This window comes from Nakamurella panacisegetis (assembly GCF_900104535.1).
Taxonomy (GTDB): domain Bacteria; phylum Actinomycetota; class Actinomycetes; order Mycobacteriales; family Nakamurellaceae; genus Nakamurella; species Nakamurella panacisegetis.
Window position 1 is genome coordinate 687939 of record NZ_LT629710.1, and the last position, 18822, is coordinate 706760.

The window sequence follows — 18822 nt, forward strand, 5'->3', positions numbered from 1 at the left end:
GGCCCGGCCCCGACCCGCTCCCAGGGTCAGGACGCTGCGGTGAGAGCCAACTGCACCTGTCCGGTTGCCGCGTCGCCCGGATCGAGGACAACGGTGAAGGTCCCGGTGGCCGGCAACGCGACCGGGTCGATGCCGCTGGCCCCGCCGACCAGGCACCCGGTGGTCACGACGGCACCGGACGCGTCCAGCAGCCGGAGCTGACCGCAGTCGGCCGGCAGGGTGGAGCCGGAGGCGATGACCGCCACCTTCTGGCCGGCAGTGCCCTGGAAGGTGAACCGGGAGATCGCACCCGGTTGGGCCACGGACGCCGTGACGGGCGGCCCACCGAGGGCGATGGTGCCCTGCTGGTCGATGTCGCGGATCACCCGGAGCCGGACCGCGCCGATGCCGGCGTCGGCCGGATCCAGCACCACCGAGTACGTCCCGTCATCGGGCAGCAGGGTCGCGTCCACCTGACCCTTGCCATCCAGCACGCATCCGGTGTCGAGGACGTTCCCGGATGGCCCCCGGAGCGACAGATCGCCGCATTGACCCGGAACGGTGGCTGAATCGGCCCGTACGAACACCTTCTCCCCGGCCGACGCCGCGAAGCTCAGCCTGGCCACCGCCCCCGGCTGGGACACGGTCGCCGCCACGGCCGGGCCGTCCACCTGGATGGTCCCGACCTGGTCGACGGCCCGGGTCAGGCGGACCTGGACCCCGCCGGTGGCCGCCCCGGCCGGATCAAGCACGAAGGCGTATGTCCCGGTGGCCGGCAAAGTCGTCCGGTCGATCGACCCCTGCCCGTCGATCACGCATCCGCTGGCCAGCACGTCGTCGTTCGGGTCGTGGATGGCGATCACTCCGCAGGCACTGGACAACGTGGCCGTCGGGATGTTGACGTAGACCACGTCCCCTTTGGTCCCGGCGAAGGTCAGGCGACCGACGCCTCCGGCCGCAGTGACCCCGACCGCCACCGGCGGCCCGTCGATGGTCAGTACGCCCCGCTGGTCGGAGGCCGAGACCAGCCTCATGGTCACCGTTCCGGTGACGCCGGCCGGTGGAGCGACCACCACCTGGTAGGCACCGTCGGCCGGCAAGGTGACGGCGTCGATGCCCCCGGTTCCGTTGATGATGCACCCGGTGGCCAACGACTTCCCGGTGCTGTCCTGCAAGCTCAATTGCCCACACGCCGACGGCAGGGTGCTGGCGACGACGTCGACGTAGAGCTTCTGCCCGGCCCGGCCCGTGAACGGCACCGTGGTCCTCGACCCGGACGGCGTGATCGCGACGGTGGTACCGCTGCCGTCCATCCGGAAGCTGGTGGCGACGGCTTGCGTCAGTTGGGATGCCGCCAGCAGGCCGGGGTTGCCGGTGTTGGCCAGGTCCAGGACACAGTTCTCCAGCGTGACCGGATCGGTGATCCCGTTCGCGGTGCACACTGCGCGGGCCCACGCGGACCGGGACGACGGGGCGGCGGAGCGGTCGGGGAACGTGCGGTCGGTGTAGGTCGTCGTGCTCGTGCCGGTGGAGTAGGTGAACAGGGATTCCGCCTGCTTGATCCGCAGACTGTCGGCGAACCCGGGGTAGAGGACGTCGTAGCTCGGGGCGGAGGATCCGGCCGCGGCGGGCAGGTCGTTGGACGGGTTGCCGTCGGCGTCGCCGAGCAGTCCCGTCAAGCGTCCGTAGTGGGCCGCCGACGGCACCACGATCAGGGTCAGGGTGCGGCTGAAGAGCGTTACCAGGACATAGGACCCGTCAGGCCAGTCGATGGTCAGGAACGGGCCGGCCGCCCTCGGCGTGTAGATGAGGTCGCCGCCCCTGGGCAGGGATCCGCCCGTCAGCGGGTGCGGCGACCCGTTGACCAGCACCGCCATCTGTCCGTTGGCCACGGTCACCTCGACCCGGTCGCCGGCCACGTTGGCCGCCATGGCGGTATTGACGCCGACCAGTCGGCTACCCGGCCAGGGTTGTGCACGGACCTGGATCTGGAACGCGGTGGCCGGGTCGGCCGCGGTGTCCCGGGTGACGACGAACTCCCCGGCCGCCTGGAAGTCGAAGCGGCGCCCGTCGAACGAGGTGACGTGCGGGTCGGCCGTCGTCTGGCCCTGTTTGGCCGGCGGGGTCGGGCAGCCACGGGTCGGATGGCACAGCGGGTCGCTGGGCTTCGGCGGCCGGCACCCGCCGGGCGGCAGGGTGTTCGGTCCGTACTGCTTGCGGAGCGGTTCGTTCTTGCTCGCCCGGAGCTTGTTCTCCGCGTCGGTGGCGTGCACCTCCTTGATCGCGATGCCGGTCGGATTGCCGGCCTGGTCGAAGCATTCGTGGACGTCGACGCCCTGCGGAGTGGTGTCCTCGAAGGCGTGGTACATCTCGTGGTACAGCTCGTCACACGGCACCCGGGCCACGTGCCCACTCAGCTCAGAGGTGTCGGTCGGGTTCCAGTAGATGAAGATGTTGTTGGGGTCCAACCGGTTCTCCCCGTTGCTGCCCGACGTGTCCAGGTTGACGCTCACGTGCACGGCCGGATTGTTCAGGGTGCCCATGATGCCGGCCGGGTCGCCGCCGGGCGCGTTGAAGCCGGCGACGCAGGCGGCCACGGCGCCGGCCGCCGATCCGGCTCCGGTCACGGTGGCCGCCGCTCTGGGAGGCGGGGCGGCCACCGCGGCGGCCGCGGCCAACAGGATCACGCCCAGGGCCCCCGCGCCGATGCGCCGCCGGCGAGCCCGGCGGGTGAGCAACAGAACGGCGACCGCAAGCAACACCAGGGACACGGCCGCGATCACCGCCCACCGCTTCCAGGACATGCCGCCGCTGTCCGCGGGCCCGGGGGCGGCCGCGGCCCGTCCGGTGGCGGCCGAGGAAGTGGAAGCGCCTGCCGGGAAGGAGGTTCCGGTCGCCGCCGTCCCGCTCGCCGAATCCGAACCGGGCACGCACAGCGGCGCCCCGGAGACCGTGATGTCCGGCGGGCTGTAGGCCGCCCGGACCTCGACCGGGTGTCCGGCGTCGATCGGGTAGAGAGATCCGATGATGACCGCCGCCGAGAAGGAGACCGTCCGGAGCGCGGACCCGGTCGGCCCGGCGGCGACGACGTCCAGCGGAAGGCGAGCCGTTTGCCCTGGGGTCAGCGTGGTCAGATGCTGGCCCATGGTGTAGCCGAGGTCGTCGTCGAACGAGGGGGTGATCGCAACCGGTTCGATCGCCCGGCCGTTCTGCTGGACGCCGGTCAGGCTGATGGTGCCGATCGACATGGTGCTGACCTGGCAGGGCGATCGGCCGTGGTTGGTCAGGACCACCACCGGAACCGGATGGCCCGCCTGCACGGTGACGTCGAGACCGCCGTCATCGGCGTGGGCCGGTTGACCCAGGACCACACTCGCCGCCAGGGTGACCGAGCCCACAGCCAGACCCCGCAGCATCGTGCGAAGGTTCATCGTCGTCATCCTCTGTTCTGCCCGGTCAGGGTGTGGCTGGTCGCGGTGTCCGGCCCACCGCACCGATCCACCCTCGCACCGACCGGCCGGCCGGGCGTCGCGAATGACCGAAACGTTGCCCTTTCGGACATCCGGGACCACGACGACCGCGTCCCGGATGGGCCGGCGGCCGCTTCGAGAGGACCGGATACCGCGCCCGATCCCCGGTCGACCGCCCTCGTCGTAGGCTCGGTCCATTGATCGGAGCCGGCCGGGTACCAACCCGGCGGCAGACCCCGGGAGCGGCGATGACCACATGGACCACCGAGGATCTCACCCGGATCGGCGACGCCGAGGAACTGCAGATCGCCTCGCACCGACCCGACGGGACGTTGCGTGCCTATGTCACCATCTGGGTCGTTCGGGCCGATGACGAGTTGTACGTCCGGTCGGCCCATGGTCCCGAGAACCCTTGGTACCGAAGGGCAGTCATTTCGGGAACGGGCCGGATCCGGGCCGGCGGCGTCGAGCGGGACGTGTTGTTCGACGAGACCGGACACCACAACGCCGAGGCGATCGACGCAGAATTCCACCGTAAGTACGACCGCTACGGACCGGCCATCGTCGATCCGGTCGTCGGGCCGGAGGCCGCGCGCACCACCATCCGACTCGGGCCGAACTGAAGCCCGCGTCACCGCCAGATGACACACGGGCGACGGCGGGATGACGCCCGTGGAACAAGACGCACTCGCCGGCCGGCGCCGAACGCGGCGACGTTAGGCTCGGGGAACGGACGTATCGCACGTCATCCCCAACTGCACGGAGGCAGCGCTTTGGCCACGATCACCACCAGCGACGGAACCGAGATCTTCTACAAGGACTGGGGTTCGGGACAGCCGATCGTCTTCAGTCACGGCTGGCCCCTGTCCAGCGACGACTGGGACACCCAGATGATGTTCTTCCTCCTGCACGGCTACCGTGTCATCGCGCACGACCGCCGCGGGCACGGCCGCTCCACCCAGACCAGCGACGGCCACGACATGGACCACTACGCGGCCGATCTGGCCGCTGTGGTCGAGCACCTCGACCTGCACGACGCGATCCACGTCGGTCACTCGACCGGCGGCGGCGAGGTCGCCCACTACATCGCCCAGTACGGCGAGAGCCGGGTGGCCAAGGCCGTGCTCATCAGCTCGGTACCGCCGATCATGGTTCAGACACCGGCCAACCCCGGCGGCCTGCCCAAGAGTGTGTTCGACGGCCTGCAGGAGCAGGTTGCGACGAACCGATCGGCCTTCTACCGCGACCTGGCCTCGACTGCTTTCTACGGTTTCAACCGGCCGGGCGTCGAGCCGGTCGAGGCGATCATCGAGAACTGGTGGCGCCAGGGCATGATGGGCGGCGCCAAGGCCCACTACGACGGGATCGTCGCCTTCTCGCAGACCGACTTCACCGAGGACCTGAAGAAGATCTCGGTGCCGGTGCTCGTGATGCACGGCGACGATGACCAGGTGGTCCCATACGAGGACGCCGGGGTGCTGTCGGTCAAACTCGTGCAGAACGGGACGCTCAAGATCTACCCGGGCTACCCGCACGGCATGCCCACCACGCAGGCGGCCGTCATCAACTCCGATCTGCTGGAGTTCTTCCGGTCCTGAACCCGACCCGTTCGCCGGCCCCGTGTGGTTCAGCGGGGCCGGCGAACCGGCTCGAGCACCCTCACCCGCGCGGTGACCTCGTCGCCGAGATGGAGATCCTCGGCGCGGCGCACGTTGTCCCGGATCGGGAGGACGTACCCACCGTCCTTGGCGAACATGGCCGTGCGCCATTCCGTCCTCCCGATGCGGACCTGGACCGGGATCATCCCCCAGCCGTAGGTCAGCTCCCGGGCCTGCGCCCCGATGGCGTCAGCGTCGCCGTCCGGGATCGTCAGGAAGTGATATGGCGAAGGGCCTCGCCAGTACCAGATCTCACCATCGAAGACGAATTCCACGACCCTCTCCCGTCTGGAACCGGACGGTCGACCGGCCCGGCCCGATCATGCCAAACTCCGGGCCGGCCGGCAGTGGTCAACGAGCCGACCGAAGGAGCGTGAACGACGAATCGCGGGCGGTCAACGTGGTGACCGGGGACAGGACCTGCTGTTCGGGATCGCTGGAGGAGGCCAGCTCCCACTCACCGTGCGGGGCCGCCGGAACGGCGAACTCGACGCCGTTCTCGGCGGCGTTGAGCAGCAGGGCGAACGCGTCCGCGCCGTCGTGGCCGACCACGAACATGACCGACCGGGCGGCGGGATCGGACCAGTCCTGGTCGTCGAACTCGCCACCGTCCGAGCGCAGCACCCGCACCCAGTCGCGGACGCCCTCGGCCGGCGCGTACCGGAACCACACCGGACGCAGTGCCGGATTGTCCCTGCGCAGCCTGATCAGGGTGCGGGTGAATTCCACGAGTTCGGAATCGACCGCGTCCCAATGGAACCAGGAGATCTCGTTGTCCTGGCAGTAGGCATTGTTGTTGCCGCCCTGGGTTCTTCCCATCTCATCGCCGCCCAGAATCATCGGGACGCCAGCCGACAGCAGGAGCGTGGCCAGGAGATTTCGGACGGCACGAGCGCGTCGGATCGTGACCGCCTCGTCCTCGGTGGGCCCCTCGGCGCCGTTGTTGCACGACTTGTTGTCGCTCTCCCCGTCGTTGTTGTCCTCGCCGTTGGCGCTGTTGTGCTTGACGTTGTAGGACGTCAGGTCGTGCAGCGTGAAGCCGTCGTGGGCGGTGACGAATCCGACGCCGGCGTTCGGGGAGCGACGATCGCTCTCGTAGACGTCCGGGCTGCCGAGGACCCGCTGGGTCAGGGTCCCGAGCAAGCTGTCCTGCCCACCCCAGAACGCCCGCACATCGTCGCGGAATTTCCCGTTCCACTCCGACCAGTCGGCCGGGAATCCGCCGACCTGATATCCCGCAGTGTCCCAAGGCTCGGCGATCATCTTGACCGGGGCGAGAATCGGATCCTGGGCGATCATGTCGGTGAACGCGCTGTGCAGCGAGGTGTCACCACCCTGACGGGTCAACGTGGTGGCCAGGTCGAACCGGAATCCGTCGACGTGCATCTCGGTCACCCAGTACCGCAACGAGTCCATGATCAGGCCCAGGGCGGCCGGATGGGACACGTTCAGGCTGTTCCCGGTCCCCGTCGTATCGAAGTAGTGCGCCTCGTCCCCCTCGACCAACCGGTAGTAGGCCGCGTTGTCGATGCCCTTGAGCGACAACGAGGGCCCCATGTCATTACCCTCGGCGGTGTGGTTGTAGACGACGTCGAGGATCACCTCGAGCCCGGCCGCATGCAGAGCCTTGACCATTGACTTGAACTCGCCGACCTGGCCGCCGGCGTCACCGACCGAACTGTATTCGCCGTGCGGGGCCAGGAACGCGATGGAGTTGTAGCCCCAGTAGTTGCGCAGGCCCTTCCGTACGAGGTGATCGTCCTGGACGAACTGGTGCACCGGCAGCAGCTCCACCGCCGTGACCCCCAGGTCGGTGAGATGCTTGATGGCAGCCGGATGGCCCAGACCGGCGTAGGTGCCACAGATCTCCTCCGGCACGTCCGGATGCAGCTGGGTGAAGCCCTTGACGTGCACTTCGTAGACGATCGTCTCGGACAACGGGGTGCCCGGAGGAGCGTCGTCAGCCCAGTCGAACTGGTTGTCGGTGACCACGCACAGCGGCGTGGACCCGGCGGCATCGGTCTCGTCCTTGACCTCCGGGTTGTTCATGTCGTGCGCGAAAACTGCTTGGCCCCAGGTGTACTCGCCGCAGACAGCGGTGGCGTGCGGGTCAAGCAACAGCTTGTGCTCGTTGTGCCTCAGGCCGATCTTCGGGTTCCACTCACCGTGCACCCGCAGGGCGTACCGCGTGCCGGCCGTCATGCCCGGCACCAGGCCATGGAAGACATGGCCGGTGCGATCGCACAACGGAGTACGGGTCTCGTTGCCGTCGGCGTCGAAGACGCAGACCTCGACCAGGTCGGCCGTGCCGGTGTAGACGGCGACGTTCGCCCCACCGTCTCGCACGGTGACGCCCAGCGGGTGGGGAAGGGACCGGTCATGTCGCGTCAAGGGGTACTCCGCCATCTGATCGAGGGATGCGAACAGGGCCAAGCCGCCGACACTCACGAACCGCCAGGCTGGTGACGCGTCGAGGGCCGCGCCCGCGCCCTTCAGATCACCGGTACCGGTGGATTCCAAACGGGCTCGGCGGCCCGCTCGGGCGAAGGCCGCGGCGGCCTCGCAGCCGGCGCCGGCCGGAATGCTCTCAGGACGAGGTGAAGATCTCGCGAACTTCGCGAGCCGCGTAGTAGACGATGACGAGGGCCGACACCGGATCCGCCCACCACCAGCCCAGGAGGTCGTTGAGTGCGAGGCCGACCAGTACCGCCACGGCCAGCAGACCGTCGACCGTGGTGACCCGACCTTCGGTGATCAGGACCGGATTGCTCAGTTGCTGCCCGGTTCGCCGCTTTCCGGCGGCGAGGCCGAACATCACGACCGCGGTAGCCGCGGTCCAGTAGATGCCGAGCGGGCTCGGCCGCGGATGGTGGCCGGTGATCAGGACAGCGGCCGACTGAACGGCCAGGTACACGGCGAGCAGCACGAACGCGATGCCGATGAGGCGGAGGGCGCGATGTCGCCGCTCCTCGCCGACGCCGGAGAGCTCCCACAGGACGACGGTGCTGGCGCCGATCTCGATGAGTGAGTCGAGCCCGAACCCGGCCAGGGCGACCGAGCCGGCGCCGACCGCAGCCAAGACCAGAACGACCAGCCCGACCACATTCCAGCCCAGCGTCCCCACCTCGAGCAACCGGCCTCGGCGAAGGAGTCGAGCATGCGAGAGGGACATCGCGGCGATCATACGGCTCGGAGTTCACCCTCCGTCCGAGGAGTGGCAGCGCATCCCGGCGGCGCGCGAAGCGGGGCAAGCGCGGCGACCAGCGTCCGTCGCCGATCGAACCACCGCCACCGGAGACCCGCCTCCACCAACGAGTGCCCGGTGGAGCCGACAGAGCTCGTCCGGGGCAAACCTCCGACAAGTCCGGTAGCAATAGGTCACCATGAGGACCGATCAGCCCCCTGGACGGGGTCTTCTCAGCGGTGAGGCCTTTTTGTTAGCGTGCTGATACGCCCTCCGAGGGAGGGCCGACGACCCAGCACTGGCCTCCAGCTATGACACCGCAGCCCCCAGTCGCAGACATCGTGCACTCGCCCGATCACGACTAGGAACCTGTTCTGGCACAAGATCATCGGCTCGTCACGACCACCAGGTCGGCGTGCTCACCCGCAGAGTGGGACTTTCGCCGCCGATCTGACCGCAAGTTTCCCCCTTTCGCCCCGCTTCAATCGAGCTTCCCGAAATGAGAAAATGAAGAAAAGCGGATTGTCCAGATTCACGCGCCGAGGCCGCGTGATCACAGCACTGGCCGTCGTCGGACTGCTGATCGGAACCAATGCGGCTTCCGCCACCCCGGTCCCCCACACTGTCAGCAGCGGTTTGACGCTCCACACCGTCACCCCGGTCCGCCTGCTGGACACCAGGACCGGAACCGGCGGGTCCCATGTGCCGCTGCCGGCGGGTGGCGTCATCACGGTGACCGCCACCGGCGTGCCGAGCGGTGCTACGGCAATCGCCGTCAACGTGACTGTGGTCGACGGGACCAAGCCGTCCTACCTCTCCCTCTACGCCACCGGCACCCCCGCGCCGAGCACCTCGACCGTGAACTGGATCGACAAGTCGGCAACCGCCAACGCAGCCGTGATCGCCCTCTCCCTGGACCAGAAGTTCAACATTCGGAACGCCTTTGGCACCGTCAACGTGGTCATCGATCTCCTCGGCTACTACGCCCCGGTTGCGGCCGGCCCGACCGGTCCCGCCGGCCCGACCGGCGACACCGGCGCGATCGGCCCGAAGGGCGACACCGGTGACACCGGTGCGGTCGGCCCGGCTGGGCCCAAGGGTGACACCGGCGCCAAGGGTGACACCGGCGCGATCGGTCCGATCGGCGTCAGTGGTCAGGCGGGCGCCGGCACCATCCTGGCTGCCTCCGGCGGTGCCCCGGTCTCGATGACGACGGAGGCCGGCGGCCTCAGCGGGGCAGTCGCCGCGTTGCCACTGTCCGGTGTTGGCTCGTCCAACCCGACCCAGGTGCAGAACACGGTCGACATGACGGCCAACGGAGAGGTGGTCCAGATGTTCCCCCGCGACGGGACGATCACGTCGATTTCGGCCCGCTTCAGCACAACTCAACCCTTGAGCTTGAGCGGTACCATCGGCACGATCACGGCGCAGCTCTACACCGCGGTCGAGACGAACAGCAACACCTTCGCCCCCGTGCCGGGAGCGATGTGCACATTGAGTCCGGCATTGAGCGGAAATCCCGCGATTGGGACCGTCATTTCCTGCATCACGAACGGTCTGAGCATCCCGATCACCACCACCACCGCCGCCATCGTGGTGGTCAGCGCAACCGCGGAGGGAATCAACCTGATCAACACCTTCACCGGCTACGCGAGCACGAGCTTGGGCGTCTCCTGACCCAGACACCCGCTGTGACGGGGGCCGCGGTCGGATTTCCGACCGCGGCCCTCGGCATTCCACCCTGCCAATCCATGCGAAGTGACCGTCGCCGATCGGGGCACGGACTAACGGGCGGACGGGATGACCACGAGCCGGTCAGTGGTGACGGCAGCGTCTGCCCACGCGGCGGTGACGCGGGCAAGAGGGACGGCGCGGGCGGCGATGTCGTAGTGGCCACTGGTGATCTCCGACGCCAGCGACGGGAGTTCGGCGAGAATGTCGCGGGGCGACACGGAGCCCTGCCCGCTGCCGACGATGTGCAGGTTGCAGGCGCGGAGAGCCGCCGAGGGAATGGGTGACTCGGGGCCGGTGATGGAACCGACCTGGATCCAGGTGAGCTTCTGCGCGTCGTCCCGGCGGGCCGGCACGATTGCGCTCAGGGCCGTCGCCGCCCACTCACCCCACAGATAGTCGACGACGACGTCGACGTCCCGACCGACCGCGGCCAGCTCGCTGGTGGCGGTGGCCTTCTCCTGGCCGAGGTTGATGAGGGTGTCGGCCCCGAGTGCCGCGAGGCCGGCCAATTTCTCGGCGTCGCGGCCGGCTGCCGTCACGTGGGACGCGCCGAGCCGCTTGGCGATCTGGACCGCCATGCGGCCGGCGTTGCCGGTCGCACCCATCACCAGGACCCGGGAACCGGGCCGGAAGTCGATCCGGCGCCGGAGCGCGATCCAGGACGACATCGCGGGGTTCATCGCCGCGGCGATCACGATCGGGTCGATGGTCTCGGGCAGCACGACGCTGCGACGCGGATCGATGAGCGTCTGTTCGGCCATTGCCCCGATGTTCGTGTCGGGCAGGACGAAGTATCGCAACTGGCCGTCCGCGGTGCGGCCGACCCCGTCGATTCCCGGGATCAGCGGCAGCTCACCGACGCTCGTGTAGTGGGAACCGTCGGCCTGGGACCGGACGCGCGGGTGGATCGCGGACGCGAGGACATCGATCAGCACCTGCCCGTCGGCCGGCTCCGGGGTGGGGAATTCCTCGCAGCTGGGCGGGGTGTGGAACGCGGTGACGACGGCGGCGCGCATATCGTGTCCTTTCGGCCGGCATGACGGTATGGTTGGTAACACAAACTAGAGTAGTGAGGAATACCAACTATGTCAAACGTGGACCCGGCGGGGCAGCAAGGCGGGGCGGCGGACGAACTCGCACGCGTGTCGTTCGAGGTGATGGGACGCCTCGCGCGATTGGCCGCCGAGGCCGACCTGTCCCTGACCCAGCTGCGCATGCTGGCGATCCTGCGCGATCGGCGCCCACGCATGGCTGAACTCGCCGCGGCTCTCGGCATCGACCGGTCCAGCGTCTCGGGCCTCATCGGCCGCGCGGAGCAACGCGGCCTGGTGACCCGCGAAGCCGCCACGAGCGACGGTCGAGGGGTTTCGGTCGCCCTGACGCCGACCGGGCGGAAATTCGTCGCACCGCTGGAACTGCGCTCGAACAACGCGCTGGAACCTCTTCTGGCCAACCTGGCACCCGCGGAACGACAGACGCTCGAACGCCTTCTGGCCCAGATCACCGATCAGCAGCGATAACCCGAGACCCAGCACCGGACGGACATCGGCGGCGGGAGCCGACGAGCGTGGTCGACCTCGTCAGGTGCTCTGGTCCCCCAGCGGTAGTTCGACGGCAAAGGTGGTTCCCTGGCCGACGGTGCTCGCGACCGTGATCCGGCCGCCGTGAGCGGTCACGATGGCCTTGGTGATGTTCAGACCCAGACCCACTCCGGGAACAGCGTTGTCGGTGGCGGTGGACGCCCGGAAGAAGCGGGAGAACAGCCGGTCGAGTTCGGTGGCCGGGATTCCGAGTCCGGTATCGGTGATACAGATCAGGGCCCGGCCGGTCTCGTCGTCGGGTGTCGTCAGGTTGAGCACGATCCGCCCACCGGCGGGCGTGAACTTCACGGCGTTGGAGATCAGGTTGTCCACAACCTGGCCCAGCCGAATCGGATCCCCCCAGGCCATCACCGGCTCCTCGGGGGTGAACATCCGGAGGGTCAGTCCGCGGTCAGCGGCCAGCGGCGCGGCCGTCTCCCACGAGGCGGTCACCACGGTACGGAGGTCGACCGACTGACCCTGCAGATCGAATCGACCGGCCTCCACCTGGGCCGTGAACAGCAGGTCGGAGACCAGTCGCAGCAATCGGTTCGCGTTGCGGCTGATCACCTCCAGGAACTGGGTCTGCTCCGGCGACAGCGGGTTGTCCTCGTCGTCGCCGAGCAATTCCAGATAGCCCAGGATCGAGCTCAACGGCGTCCGGAGCTCGTGGGAAATCAGGTTGACGAAGTCGTCCTTGACCCGCGACTGCTCGCGGTCCTCCGTCACGTCGGTGGCCACGAACAGGAACCCGTCCCCGCGCCCGGAGGCGTCGCTCCGCGACGTCACGGTCAGGTGGACCCGCAGGTCCTTTCCGTCGGCCGTCCGGTAGGTCCAGTCAGCAGCCGCCGGGACGCCCTTGCGGACCGGACCGGTCAGTGCATCGAAGGGCGAACCGGTGGCGCCGTCGGCGATCTCCGGCATCCGGGCGTCCAGTTCGTCGCGGAGATGGAACTGCAGGATGGACCGCCCCAGCACGTCGTGGGCGGCGATCCGCAGCATCTTCTGGGCGCCGGAGTTGAACACCTCGACCGCCCCGGTCACATCGGTGGCAATGATGGCCTGCTCGGTCACCGAATCGATCACATTGATGAGTTGGCTGGTCGACTCGCGGGCCGCCGCGGTCGCCATCTCGCTCCTGGCGGCATTCGCCGTCGCATCGACGAGCAGATCCTGCTGGCGACGCTGCAGGGCGTTCACCGCACGCACCCGGGCCCGCAACCTGGTCATCAACTCGTTCACCGACAGGCAGGTCAGACCCAGCATGACCGGGATGAACACCACTTTGGTCCACTGGCCGTCCTGGAAGGTGGTCGGGTCGAACAGGATCGGCAGCCACATGATCGGGACCATCACGAGACCGCCGAACAGCAGGGGCAACCGGCCCGGTTCCACGCCGAGCGAGACGGTTGGCAGCACGAGCATCATCGTGAACACGGAGAACGCGCCGCCCGTGCCGGCCCGCAGCAGCCCGATGGACACAATGCTGAGCAGCGGCACGACCATGGCCCACCGACTCGGGATTCGCGGTTTGCGCAGGCCGTAGGCGGTCCCGGTGGCGCCGACCATCACCAGTGCGCCGGCGCCGATCAGACCACCGTGGGTGATGTTGACGTCCGGCACCAGCAGGATCAGCTGGGACGCGACATAGACCACCAGGACGCACAGTTGACGCTGGAGCACGGAGTTCTGGTCCCTGGCGAAACCGGTCGCGAACGCTCGAAGGCGTCGAAGCCGCACCGGCGGAGCCGTTTTCCCGGCCGGCACCGAGGAAGCGTCGACGAACGACCCGGTCGATGCCGAGATGGTGGATGTCATGGGGTGGGGGCCTCCGGGGGGAGTAACGAGGCGATCTGCTGGACCAGGAGCTTGACGCCGAACGGCTTCTGCACGTGCGATGTCACGCCGGCGTCCGCGGCCGCCTGCAGCGCAGCGGGATGCACGGCGGCCGACACGATCAGCACCGGGGTGAGAGCGGTCGCCGGTTCCTGTCGCATGGACCGGCACACCTCCAACCCGGTCATCCCGGGCATGGACACGTCGAGGATGACCAGATCGGGACGGAACCGCTGAACGGCCAGCAGGGCGGCCGAACCGTCACCGACGCTGGCCACCACGGTCAGACCGGCGCGGCGAACCGCGGTCTCGACCAGCAGCCGTATGTCCAGGTCGTCGTCGGCGATCACCACCGTCCGGTCGACGGACGCGGCCGTCATCGCACTCGCCCCGGGAAGGCAGCGCGCAGGAGGGTTCGGACGTCCCTGGCCGTCACCGGTTTGGGCATCACGCTCTCCGCGGCTGGATAGTCGGCCGCGTCCAGCACCGAGGTGATCGCGATCGGACATCCCGGGTAGAGCGTCCGCAGCCGCTCCGTGAGCTCCCACCCGTCGATTCCCGGGAGCCGAAGATCCAGGACCATGAGTTCGGGTCGCGTCCCGGGCGGCAGGTTGAGCGCATGCTCGGCGTCGATCGCCGGTACCACCAGGCATCCCGCGCGCTGGAAGTAGGTGCTCAGCAGCTGCAGCTGATCCGGTTCGTCGTCCACGATCAGCACGGTCGGCGGTGTCGCGTCCGGCGCGCGCTCCGGCCCACCGACCGGAAACGGCGCGTCGCTGCTGGTCCGGCTCACCGTCATGCCCGTTGCTCGGACGACATCGCGACGACCGGCGCACCCGACGCCGAGGTCGATGAGGCGACTGCGTCCCGTCGGATGACGATCAACGTGAGGTCGTCCGGCAGGACATCCCGGTTGGCCAATCTGGTGATCCGGTCCACCACCTCTTGGCAGGTGGCGGAGGTGTGCACCATGGTCGCGACGTCGTCCAGGACCCCCAGCTCGCCGCCGAGCAGGTCGAAGAGTCCATCGCTGAAGGCGATCAGACTGTCCCCCGGCGACAACGTCAAGGACTGCGCCGCCCATCCGCTGCCGTCCATGATCCCGATCGGCAGGTCGTTACTGGTGAGCCGCACGTGACTGCCGTCCGCGTGGACGTGCAGGCTGAGTCCGTGGCCGGCGTCGGCGTAGGCGATCGTCCCGGTGTCGGCGTCGAGCCGCCCGTGCAGAACGGTGACGAACGTCCCGGTCCGCTCCAGGTCCCCGAGCAGCGCGGAGGCGGCGGTGGCAATGGCCTCGGCCGGAGATCCGCCGGGAACCAGGCCGCGCATGACCGCTCGCACGGTGGCCGTCATGATGGCGGCGGCTATGCCCTTCCCCATCACGTCGGCGATCGTGAATTCGACCCCACCGGGCGTCGGGTGCCAGTCGTAGAAGTCTCCGCCGATGGCGAAAGACGGAACACAGACGCCGGCGAACTCGTAGCCGGCCACGACCGGCAGCTGCCGCGGCAGCAGGTCCCGCTGCACCTGTGCCGCCCGATCCATCTGCGCAGTCAGGCTCTGGTGCTCACGCGAGGCTGAGTTCAGTTCGGCCAGCAGGCTGCGCTCGTAGTCGGTCGCCGCGTGGTCGCCATCAGGACCGCTCGTCGCGCGGGCCGCGGTCGCCCGCCGGAGAACACTCCGCTCGGCGAGTTGCCGCACCTTGGAAACCAGTTCGGCCGCGGCCACCGGCTTGACGAGGAACTCGTCCACCTGATGGCGCAGCGCGGCCACGGCGTACTCGACCGTGGCGTGTGCCGTCATCATCACGATCGCCAGATCGGGATGGGTTTCCTTGACCTGTTGCACCAACTCCAGACCGGTCATACCCGGCATCTGGATGTCCGTCACCAGGACGTCGACCGGCCCGTCGGCCAGCGCCGCCAGGGCCAGCCGGCCGTCGGCAACCAACCGGACCGTGACTCCGGCCCGCTTCTGGAGGGCGAGCATCATGAAACGCCCGAGATCGGCGTCGTCCTCGGCCAGGACGACGACCCCCTGCGTCGTCATCGGATCAGTCCCCACTCAGCCCGTCCGGGTCCGGCTCAGGCGCCAGCAATTCACATGGCCCTCGCGCTGGTAGCTGAGCTGATCGAGAGCTCGTTTGGTCATGGCCAGACCCCGGCCGCTCTCGGCCAGGTCGTCGGGCATGGTCGCGGACTCCACATCGACCGCCGCTTCCTCCGCGGTGTCGCAGAACACCGCCTCCAGCCGGGTCGGATAGATCCGCAGTGTCAAGTTGCACAGGATCGGCTGGTCACTGACGCTGTGCTGCACGATGTTTCCGGCGATTTCCAGTACCGCGGACTCGAACAGGATGCGATCGATCTCGGCCACGTCGACCGACTCGGCCCACAGTTGCTCGACCAGCGCGTGCACCTTGCCGAGGCAGTCCGGGTCCACGCAGGCATGCAGCGAATGCTCGATGACGACGGCATCGGTCACAACAGGGCGTCCTGGACGGTCTCATAGGGACGGAGGATCCGGAGCATGTTGGTCAACTCCAACACGAGCCTGACCTGCGTCGTGGGACAGGCGATCCGCAGGTCCCCGCCGGCCGAGCGCGCCGCCTTGAGGCCACCGATGAGCGACCCGAGCCCGGATGAATCGATGAAGTCAGTGGCTGTGAGGTCGACGACCACGTGCGAGCGTCCCTGCTCACGGACGGCCGTCGCAACCAGGTCCCGGAGTTCCGGCGCCGCCGTCATGTTCAATCGGCCGCACGGACGAATCACGGCCGCGCCCGAATTGGGGAAGGTGACGTCGAACTTCATGTAACTGTGCCTCTATTCCGGTGTGCGTTCCGATGTGATCCTACGTACCGATCTTCGGCTGCGCGCCGATCGGCGAAATGTGCACCCGAAAGGATCCGAAGGCCAGTCGGGACGGAACTGTGAGTCACGACCGCATGGCGCGAAAGGGGAACCGGCCTCTGGGCGTACACCACAGAGTTGCCAACCTGCGCCTCGCCGCGACCCTGACGATTGACCGCCCCGCGCATTCGGGACGGCCGGCCGGGCGCCGTGAGCAAATAGAACAACCCGACCGACGCCGGAAGCCGAGTGCGAATTTACCGCCGACGGACGTCGCGGGACCGACCGAGGAGAAACAACGCCGAACTATTTATCAATGGAAAGGAATTTTGCAATATCATGACCCCCGGGGGTGGGCCCGACCAGAATCTACGCCACCTCTCGGAGAGTAGTGTTGCGAACACGGACCGTCACCGTAGACTATGCCCGGACCGGTACGAAGAAGGAAGAGGTGGCCCGTGGTCGTTGCTGCCCGCACCGCGCACCGCGGTCGCCCGCGACCGGCGGACCGACCCGGCCCGGCGTCGGCCCGGCCGATCACCCGGGGAGGGTCGCGATGACCGTCGACGCCGATGTCCGGACGACCCGCAAACACGCGGCCCGGCGACTGCTGTTGATCCGGACCCTGGTCGCGATCAGCGCCGTCCTGGGCATCAACTACGTGAGCTGGCGCTGGCTCCACTCCGTGAACTGGGCGGCCTGGTGGATCTCGGTTCCGCTGGTGATCGTCGAGACCTACAGCCTGATCGACAGTCTGCTGTTCGGCATGACGATGTGGCGGTTGAAGGAACGCGGTGAACCCGACCCGGCGCCCGTCGGGCTGACGGTCGATGTCTTCATCACCACCTACAACGAGCCGGTCGAGATGGTGATGGCGACGGCCCGGGCCGCCCAACTGATCACCTATCCGCACCGGACGTGGATCCTCGACGACGGCGCGCGGGCCGAGATGCAGGCGGCGGCGGAACTGGAATCGGTGGGCTATCTGACCCGGTCCGACGCCTGGGTGGACCGGCCCCGGCACGCCAAGGCCGGCAATCTGAACAACGCGCTCCTGGTCACCGACGGCGAGTTCATTCTCATCCTGGATTCCGACCAGATCCCCGAACCCCACATCCTGGATCGCACTCTCGGCTATTTCTCCGACCCTCGGGTCGCCTTGGTGCAGACGCCCCAGTTCTTCGTCAACGTGTCCGAGTCCGATCCTCTGGGCAGCCAGGCGCCGCTGTTCTACGGCCCCATCCAGCAGGGCAAGGACGGCTGGAACAGCGCCTTCTTCTGCGGGTCGAACGCCGTCATCCGGCGGGAAGCGTTGATGCAACTCGGCATTCAGGGTTACGTGGCCGCCGTCGAGAAGTCGGTGCGTTCCACCCTGCGGACGGCCGACACGATGATGGCCAAGGCCCAGCGACAGGTGCCGTCCGACGACACCCAGCTCAAGGCGGCCCTCCAGGAAGTCCGCGACGCGGTCGGCACGGCCCGCCGGTCACTGTCCGACGGCACCCCCCTGTCCGAGATCACGTACGCGTTCCAGCAGCGCGTCAATCAGGTCGCCCGTGGGGTCGTGTCGGAGGATGTCGCGCGCCTGCGCGCCGACCTGGCCGAGATCAACGAGTTCAACGCTTCCGTGGACGCCGACCCGGAGCTGGTGTTCTTCGAGGACGACCTCATCGACCGGCTCGCCGAACGTGACTGGTCACCGTTGGGCGCCATCGAATCGGTCAAAGCGCTCCTGCTCGCGGTCGACGTCGATCGCGATGACGAGGCGCAGCCGATCATGCCGATGGCCACCATCTCCGTCACCGAGGACATGGCGACGGCGATGCGACTGCACTCGCACGGATGGCGCACGGTGTACCACCACGAGATCATGGCCAACGGGCTCGCCCCCGAGGATGCCGCGACCATGCTGACCCAGCGCCTGCGCTGGGCGCAGGGCACCCTGCAGGTGCTCTTCCGGGAGAATCCTCTGACGCAGAAGGGTCTGTCGTTCGGTCAGCGACTGATGTACTTCGCGACGATGTGGTCCTATCTCTCCGGGTTCGCGGCCATCGTCTACATCGCGGCGCCCATCATCTATCTGTGCTTCGGCGTCCTTCCCGTGCACGCGTTCAGTTTCGACTTCTTCATCCGCCTGATTCCATTCCTGGTGTTCAACCAGTTGGTGTTCGCCGTCGTCGCCCGCGGCATCAAGACCTGGCGCGGCCAGCAGTACAGCCTGGCCCTGTTCCCGATCTGGATCCGGGCCTTCACCACGGCCTTCAACAGCGTCGTGTTCGGTCGGAGCCTCGGATTCGCCGTGACCCCGAAGACCAAGCAGGTCAGCCGGCGAGCGTGGCGGCTGGTGCGCCCCCAGCTGATCGCCATGGGCGCGCTGGTCGTGGCCGCCTGTATCGGATTGATCAGGATGGCGATCGGGGACGGCGCCGCGAGCGGCACCCTGGTCAATGTCGCCTGGGTGCTGTTCGACCTGCTCATCCTGAGCGTGATCGTCCAGGCCGTCCGCTACCCGGGATACGAGGCCTGACC

At 68.1% G+C, this 18822-nt stretch carries 16 protein-coding genes; 5 read left to right on the forward strand and 11 right to left on the reverse strand.

What is annotated here, in order from left to right; genetic code table 11:
* Positions 1 to 26 precede the first annotated feature (26 nt).
* On the reverse strand, positions 27 to 3410 hold the full coding sequence (locus tag BLS97_RS03000) for a VWD domain-containing protein (protein WP_157695136.1): 3384 nt from the start codon (positions 3408 to 3410) through the stop codon (positions 27 to 29).
* Positions 3411 to 3697: 287 nt separating this feature from the next.
* Here BLS97_RS03000 and BLS97_RS03005 point away from each other — a divergent pair, with 287 nt between their 5' ends.
* Positions 3698 to 4072, forward strand: coding sequence for a DUF2255 family protein (locus BLS97_RS03005; protein ID WP_090481167.1), 375 nt, complete (start codon positions 3698 to 3700; stop codon positions 4070 to 4072).
* A gap of 150 nt (positions 4073 to 4222) precedes the next feature.
* Complete coding sequence (locus tag BLS97_RS03010) at positions 4223 to 5047, forward strand: alpha/beta fold hydrolase (protein WP_090474538.1); 825 nt, start codon at positions 4223 to 4225, stop codon at positions 5045 to 5047.
* Positions 5048 to 5076: 29 nt separating this feature from the next.
* On the opposite strand, the gene BLS97_RS03015 is transcribed toward BLS97_RS03010, so the two are convergent.
* The 3 genes from BLS97_RS03015 to BLS97_RS03025 form a co-directional block, all read right to left on the reverse strand.
* Positions 5077 to 5382, reverse strand: coding sequence for a DUF1905 domain-containing protein (locus BLS97_RS03015; RefSeq protein WP_090474539.1), 306 nt, complete (start codon positions 5380 to 5382; stop codon positions 5077 to 5079).
* A gap of 76 nt (positions 5383 to 5458) precedes the next feature.
* On the reverse strand, positions 5459 to 7513 hold the full coding sequence (gene glgX / locus BLS97_RS03020) for a glycogen debranching protein GlgX (protein WP_090481170.1): 2055 nt from the start codon (positions 7511 to 7513) through the stop codon (positions 5459 to 5461).
* A 181-nt stretch (positions 7514 to 7694) separates the two neighbouring features.
* Complete coding sequence (locus BLS97_RS03025) at positions 7695 to 8279, reverse strand: cation transporter (RefSeq protein WP_197676381.1); 585 nt, start codon at positions 8277 to 8279, stop codon at positions 7695 to 7697.
* Positions 8280 to 8840: 561 nt separating this feature from the next.
* Here BLS97_RS03025 and BLS97_RS24115 point away from each other — a divergent pair.
* Complete coding sequence (locus BLS97_RS24115; RefSeq protein ID WP_269457488.1) at positions 8841 to 9968, forward strand: exosporium glycoprotein BclB-related protein; 1128 nt, start codon at positions 8841 to 8843, stop codon at positions 9966 to 9968.
* Positions 9969 to 10075: 107 nt separating this feature from the next.
* Here BLS97_RS24115 and BLS97_RS03035 read toward each other — a convergent pair whose 3' ends face one another.
* Positions 10076 to 11041: a quinone oxidoreductase family protein gene (locus BLS97_RS03035; RefSeq protein ID WP_090474542.1), complete on the reverse strand. Its 966-nt coding sequence runs from the start codon at positions 11039 to 11041 to the stop codon at positions 10076 to 10078.
* A 78-nt stretch (positions 11042 to 11119) separates the two neighbouring features.
* Between BLS97_RS03035 and BLS97_RS03040 the strand changes: the two genes are divergently transcribed.
* Positions 11120 to 11545: a MarR family winged helix-turn-helix transcriptional regulator gene (locus BLS97_RS03040; RefSeq protein WP_197676382.1), complete on the forward strand. Its 426-nt coding sequence runs from the start codon at positions 11120 to 11122 to the stop codon at positions 11543 to 11545.
* A gap of 60 nt (positions 11546 to 11605) precedes the next feature.
* Here the strand turns inward: BLS97_RS03040 and BLS97_RS03045 are convergent, their stop codons facing one another.
* Genes BLS97_RS03045 through BLS97_RS03070 form a run of 6 tightly spaced genes read right to left on the reverse strand, consistent with a single transcriptional unit; the run spans position 11606 to position 16254 of the window.
* Complete coding sequence (locus tag BLS97_RS03045) at positions 11606 to 13423, reverse strand: sensor histidine kinase (protein WP_090474544.1); 1818 nt, start codon at positions 13421 to 13423, stop codon at positions 11606 to 11608.
* Positions 13420 to 13821, reverse strand: a complete 402-nt coding sequence (locus BLS97_RS03050; RefSeq protein WP_090474545.1) for a response regulator — start codon at positions 13819 to 13821, stop codon at positions 13420 to 13422. Before BLS97_RS03050 ends, BLS97_RS03045 begins: the two co-directional genes overlap by 4 nt.
* Positions 13818 to 14240, reverse strand: coding sequence for a response regulator (locus tag BLS97_RS03055; RefSeq protein WP_090474546.1), 423 nt, complete (start codon positions 14238 to 14240; stop codon positions 13818 to 13820). The genes BLS97_RS03050 and BLS97_RS03055 overlap by 4 nt, the downstream gene beginning before the upstream one ends.
* Positions 14237 to 15490, reverse strand: coding sequence for a PP2C family protein-serine/threonine phosphatase (locus BLS97_RS03060; protein WP_090474547.1), 1254 nt, complete (start codon positions 15488 to 15490; stop codon positions 14237 to 14239). The genes BLS97_RS03055 and BLS97_RS03060 overlap by 4 nt, the downstream gene beginning before the upstream one ends.
* 15 nt (positions 15491 to 15505) lie before the next feature.
* Positions 15506 to 15925: an ATP-binding protein gene (locus BLS97_RS03065; RefSeq protein WP_090474548.1), complete on the reverse strand. Its 420-nt coding sequence runs from the start codon at positions 15923 to 15925 to the stop codon at positions 15506 to 15508.
* Complete coding sequence (locus tag BLS97_RS03070; protein WP_090474549.1) at positions 15922 to 16254, reverse strand: STAS domain-containing protein; 333 nt, start codon at positions 16252 to 16254, stop codon at positions 15922 to 15924. Before BLS97_RS03070 ends, BLS97_RS03065 begins: the two co-directional genes overlap by 4 nt.
* Before the next feature lie 595 nt (positions 16255 to 16849).
* On the opposite strand from BLS97_RS03070, the gene BLS97_RS03075 reads away from it, so the two are divergent.
* A complete protein-coding gene (locus BLS97_RS03075) occupies positions 16850 to 18820 on the forward strand; it encodes a glycosyltransferase family 2 protein (RefSeq protein ID WP_090474550.1) in 1971 nt (656 codons plus the stop codon).
* The last annotated feature ends 2 nt before the right edge of the window (positions 18821 to 18822 follow it).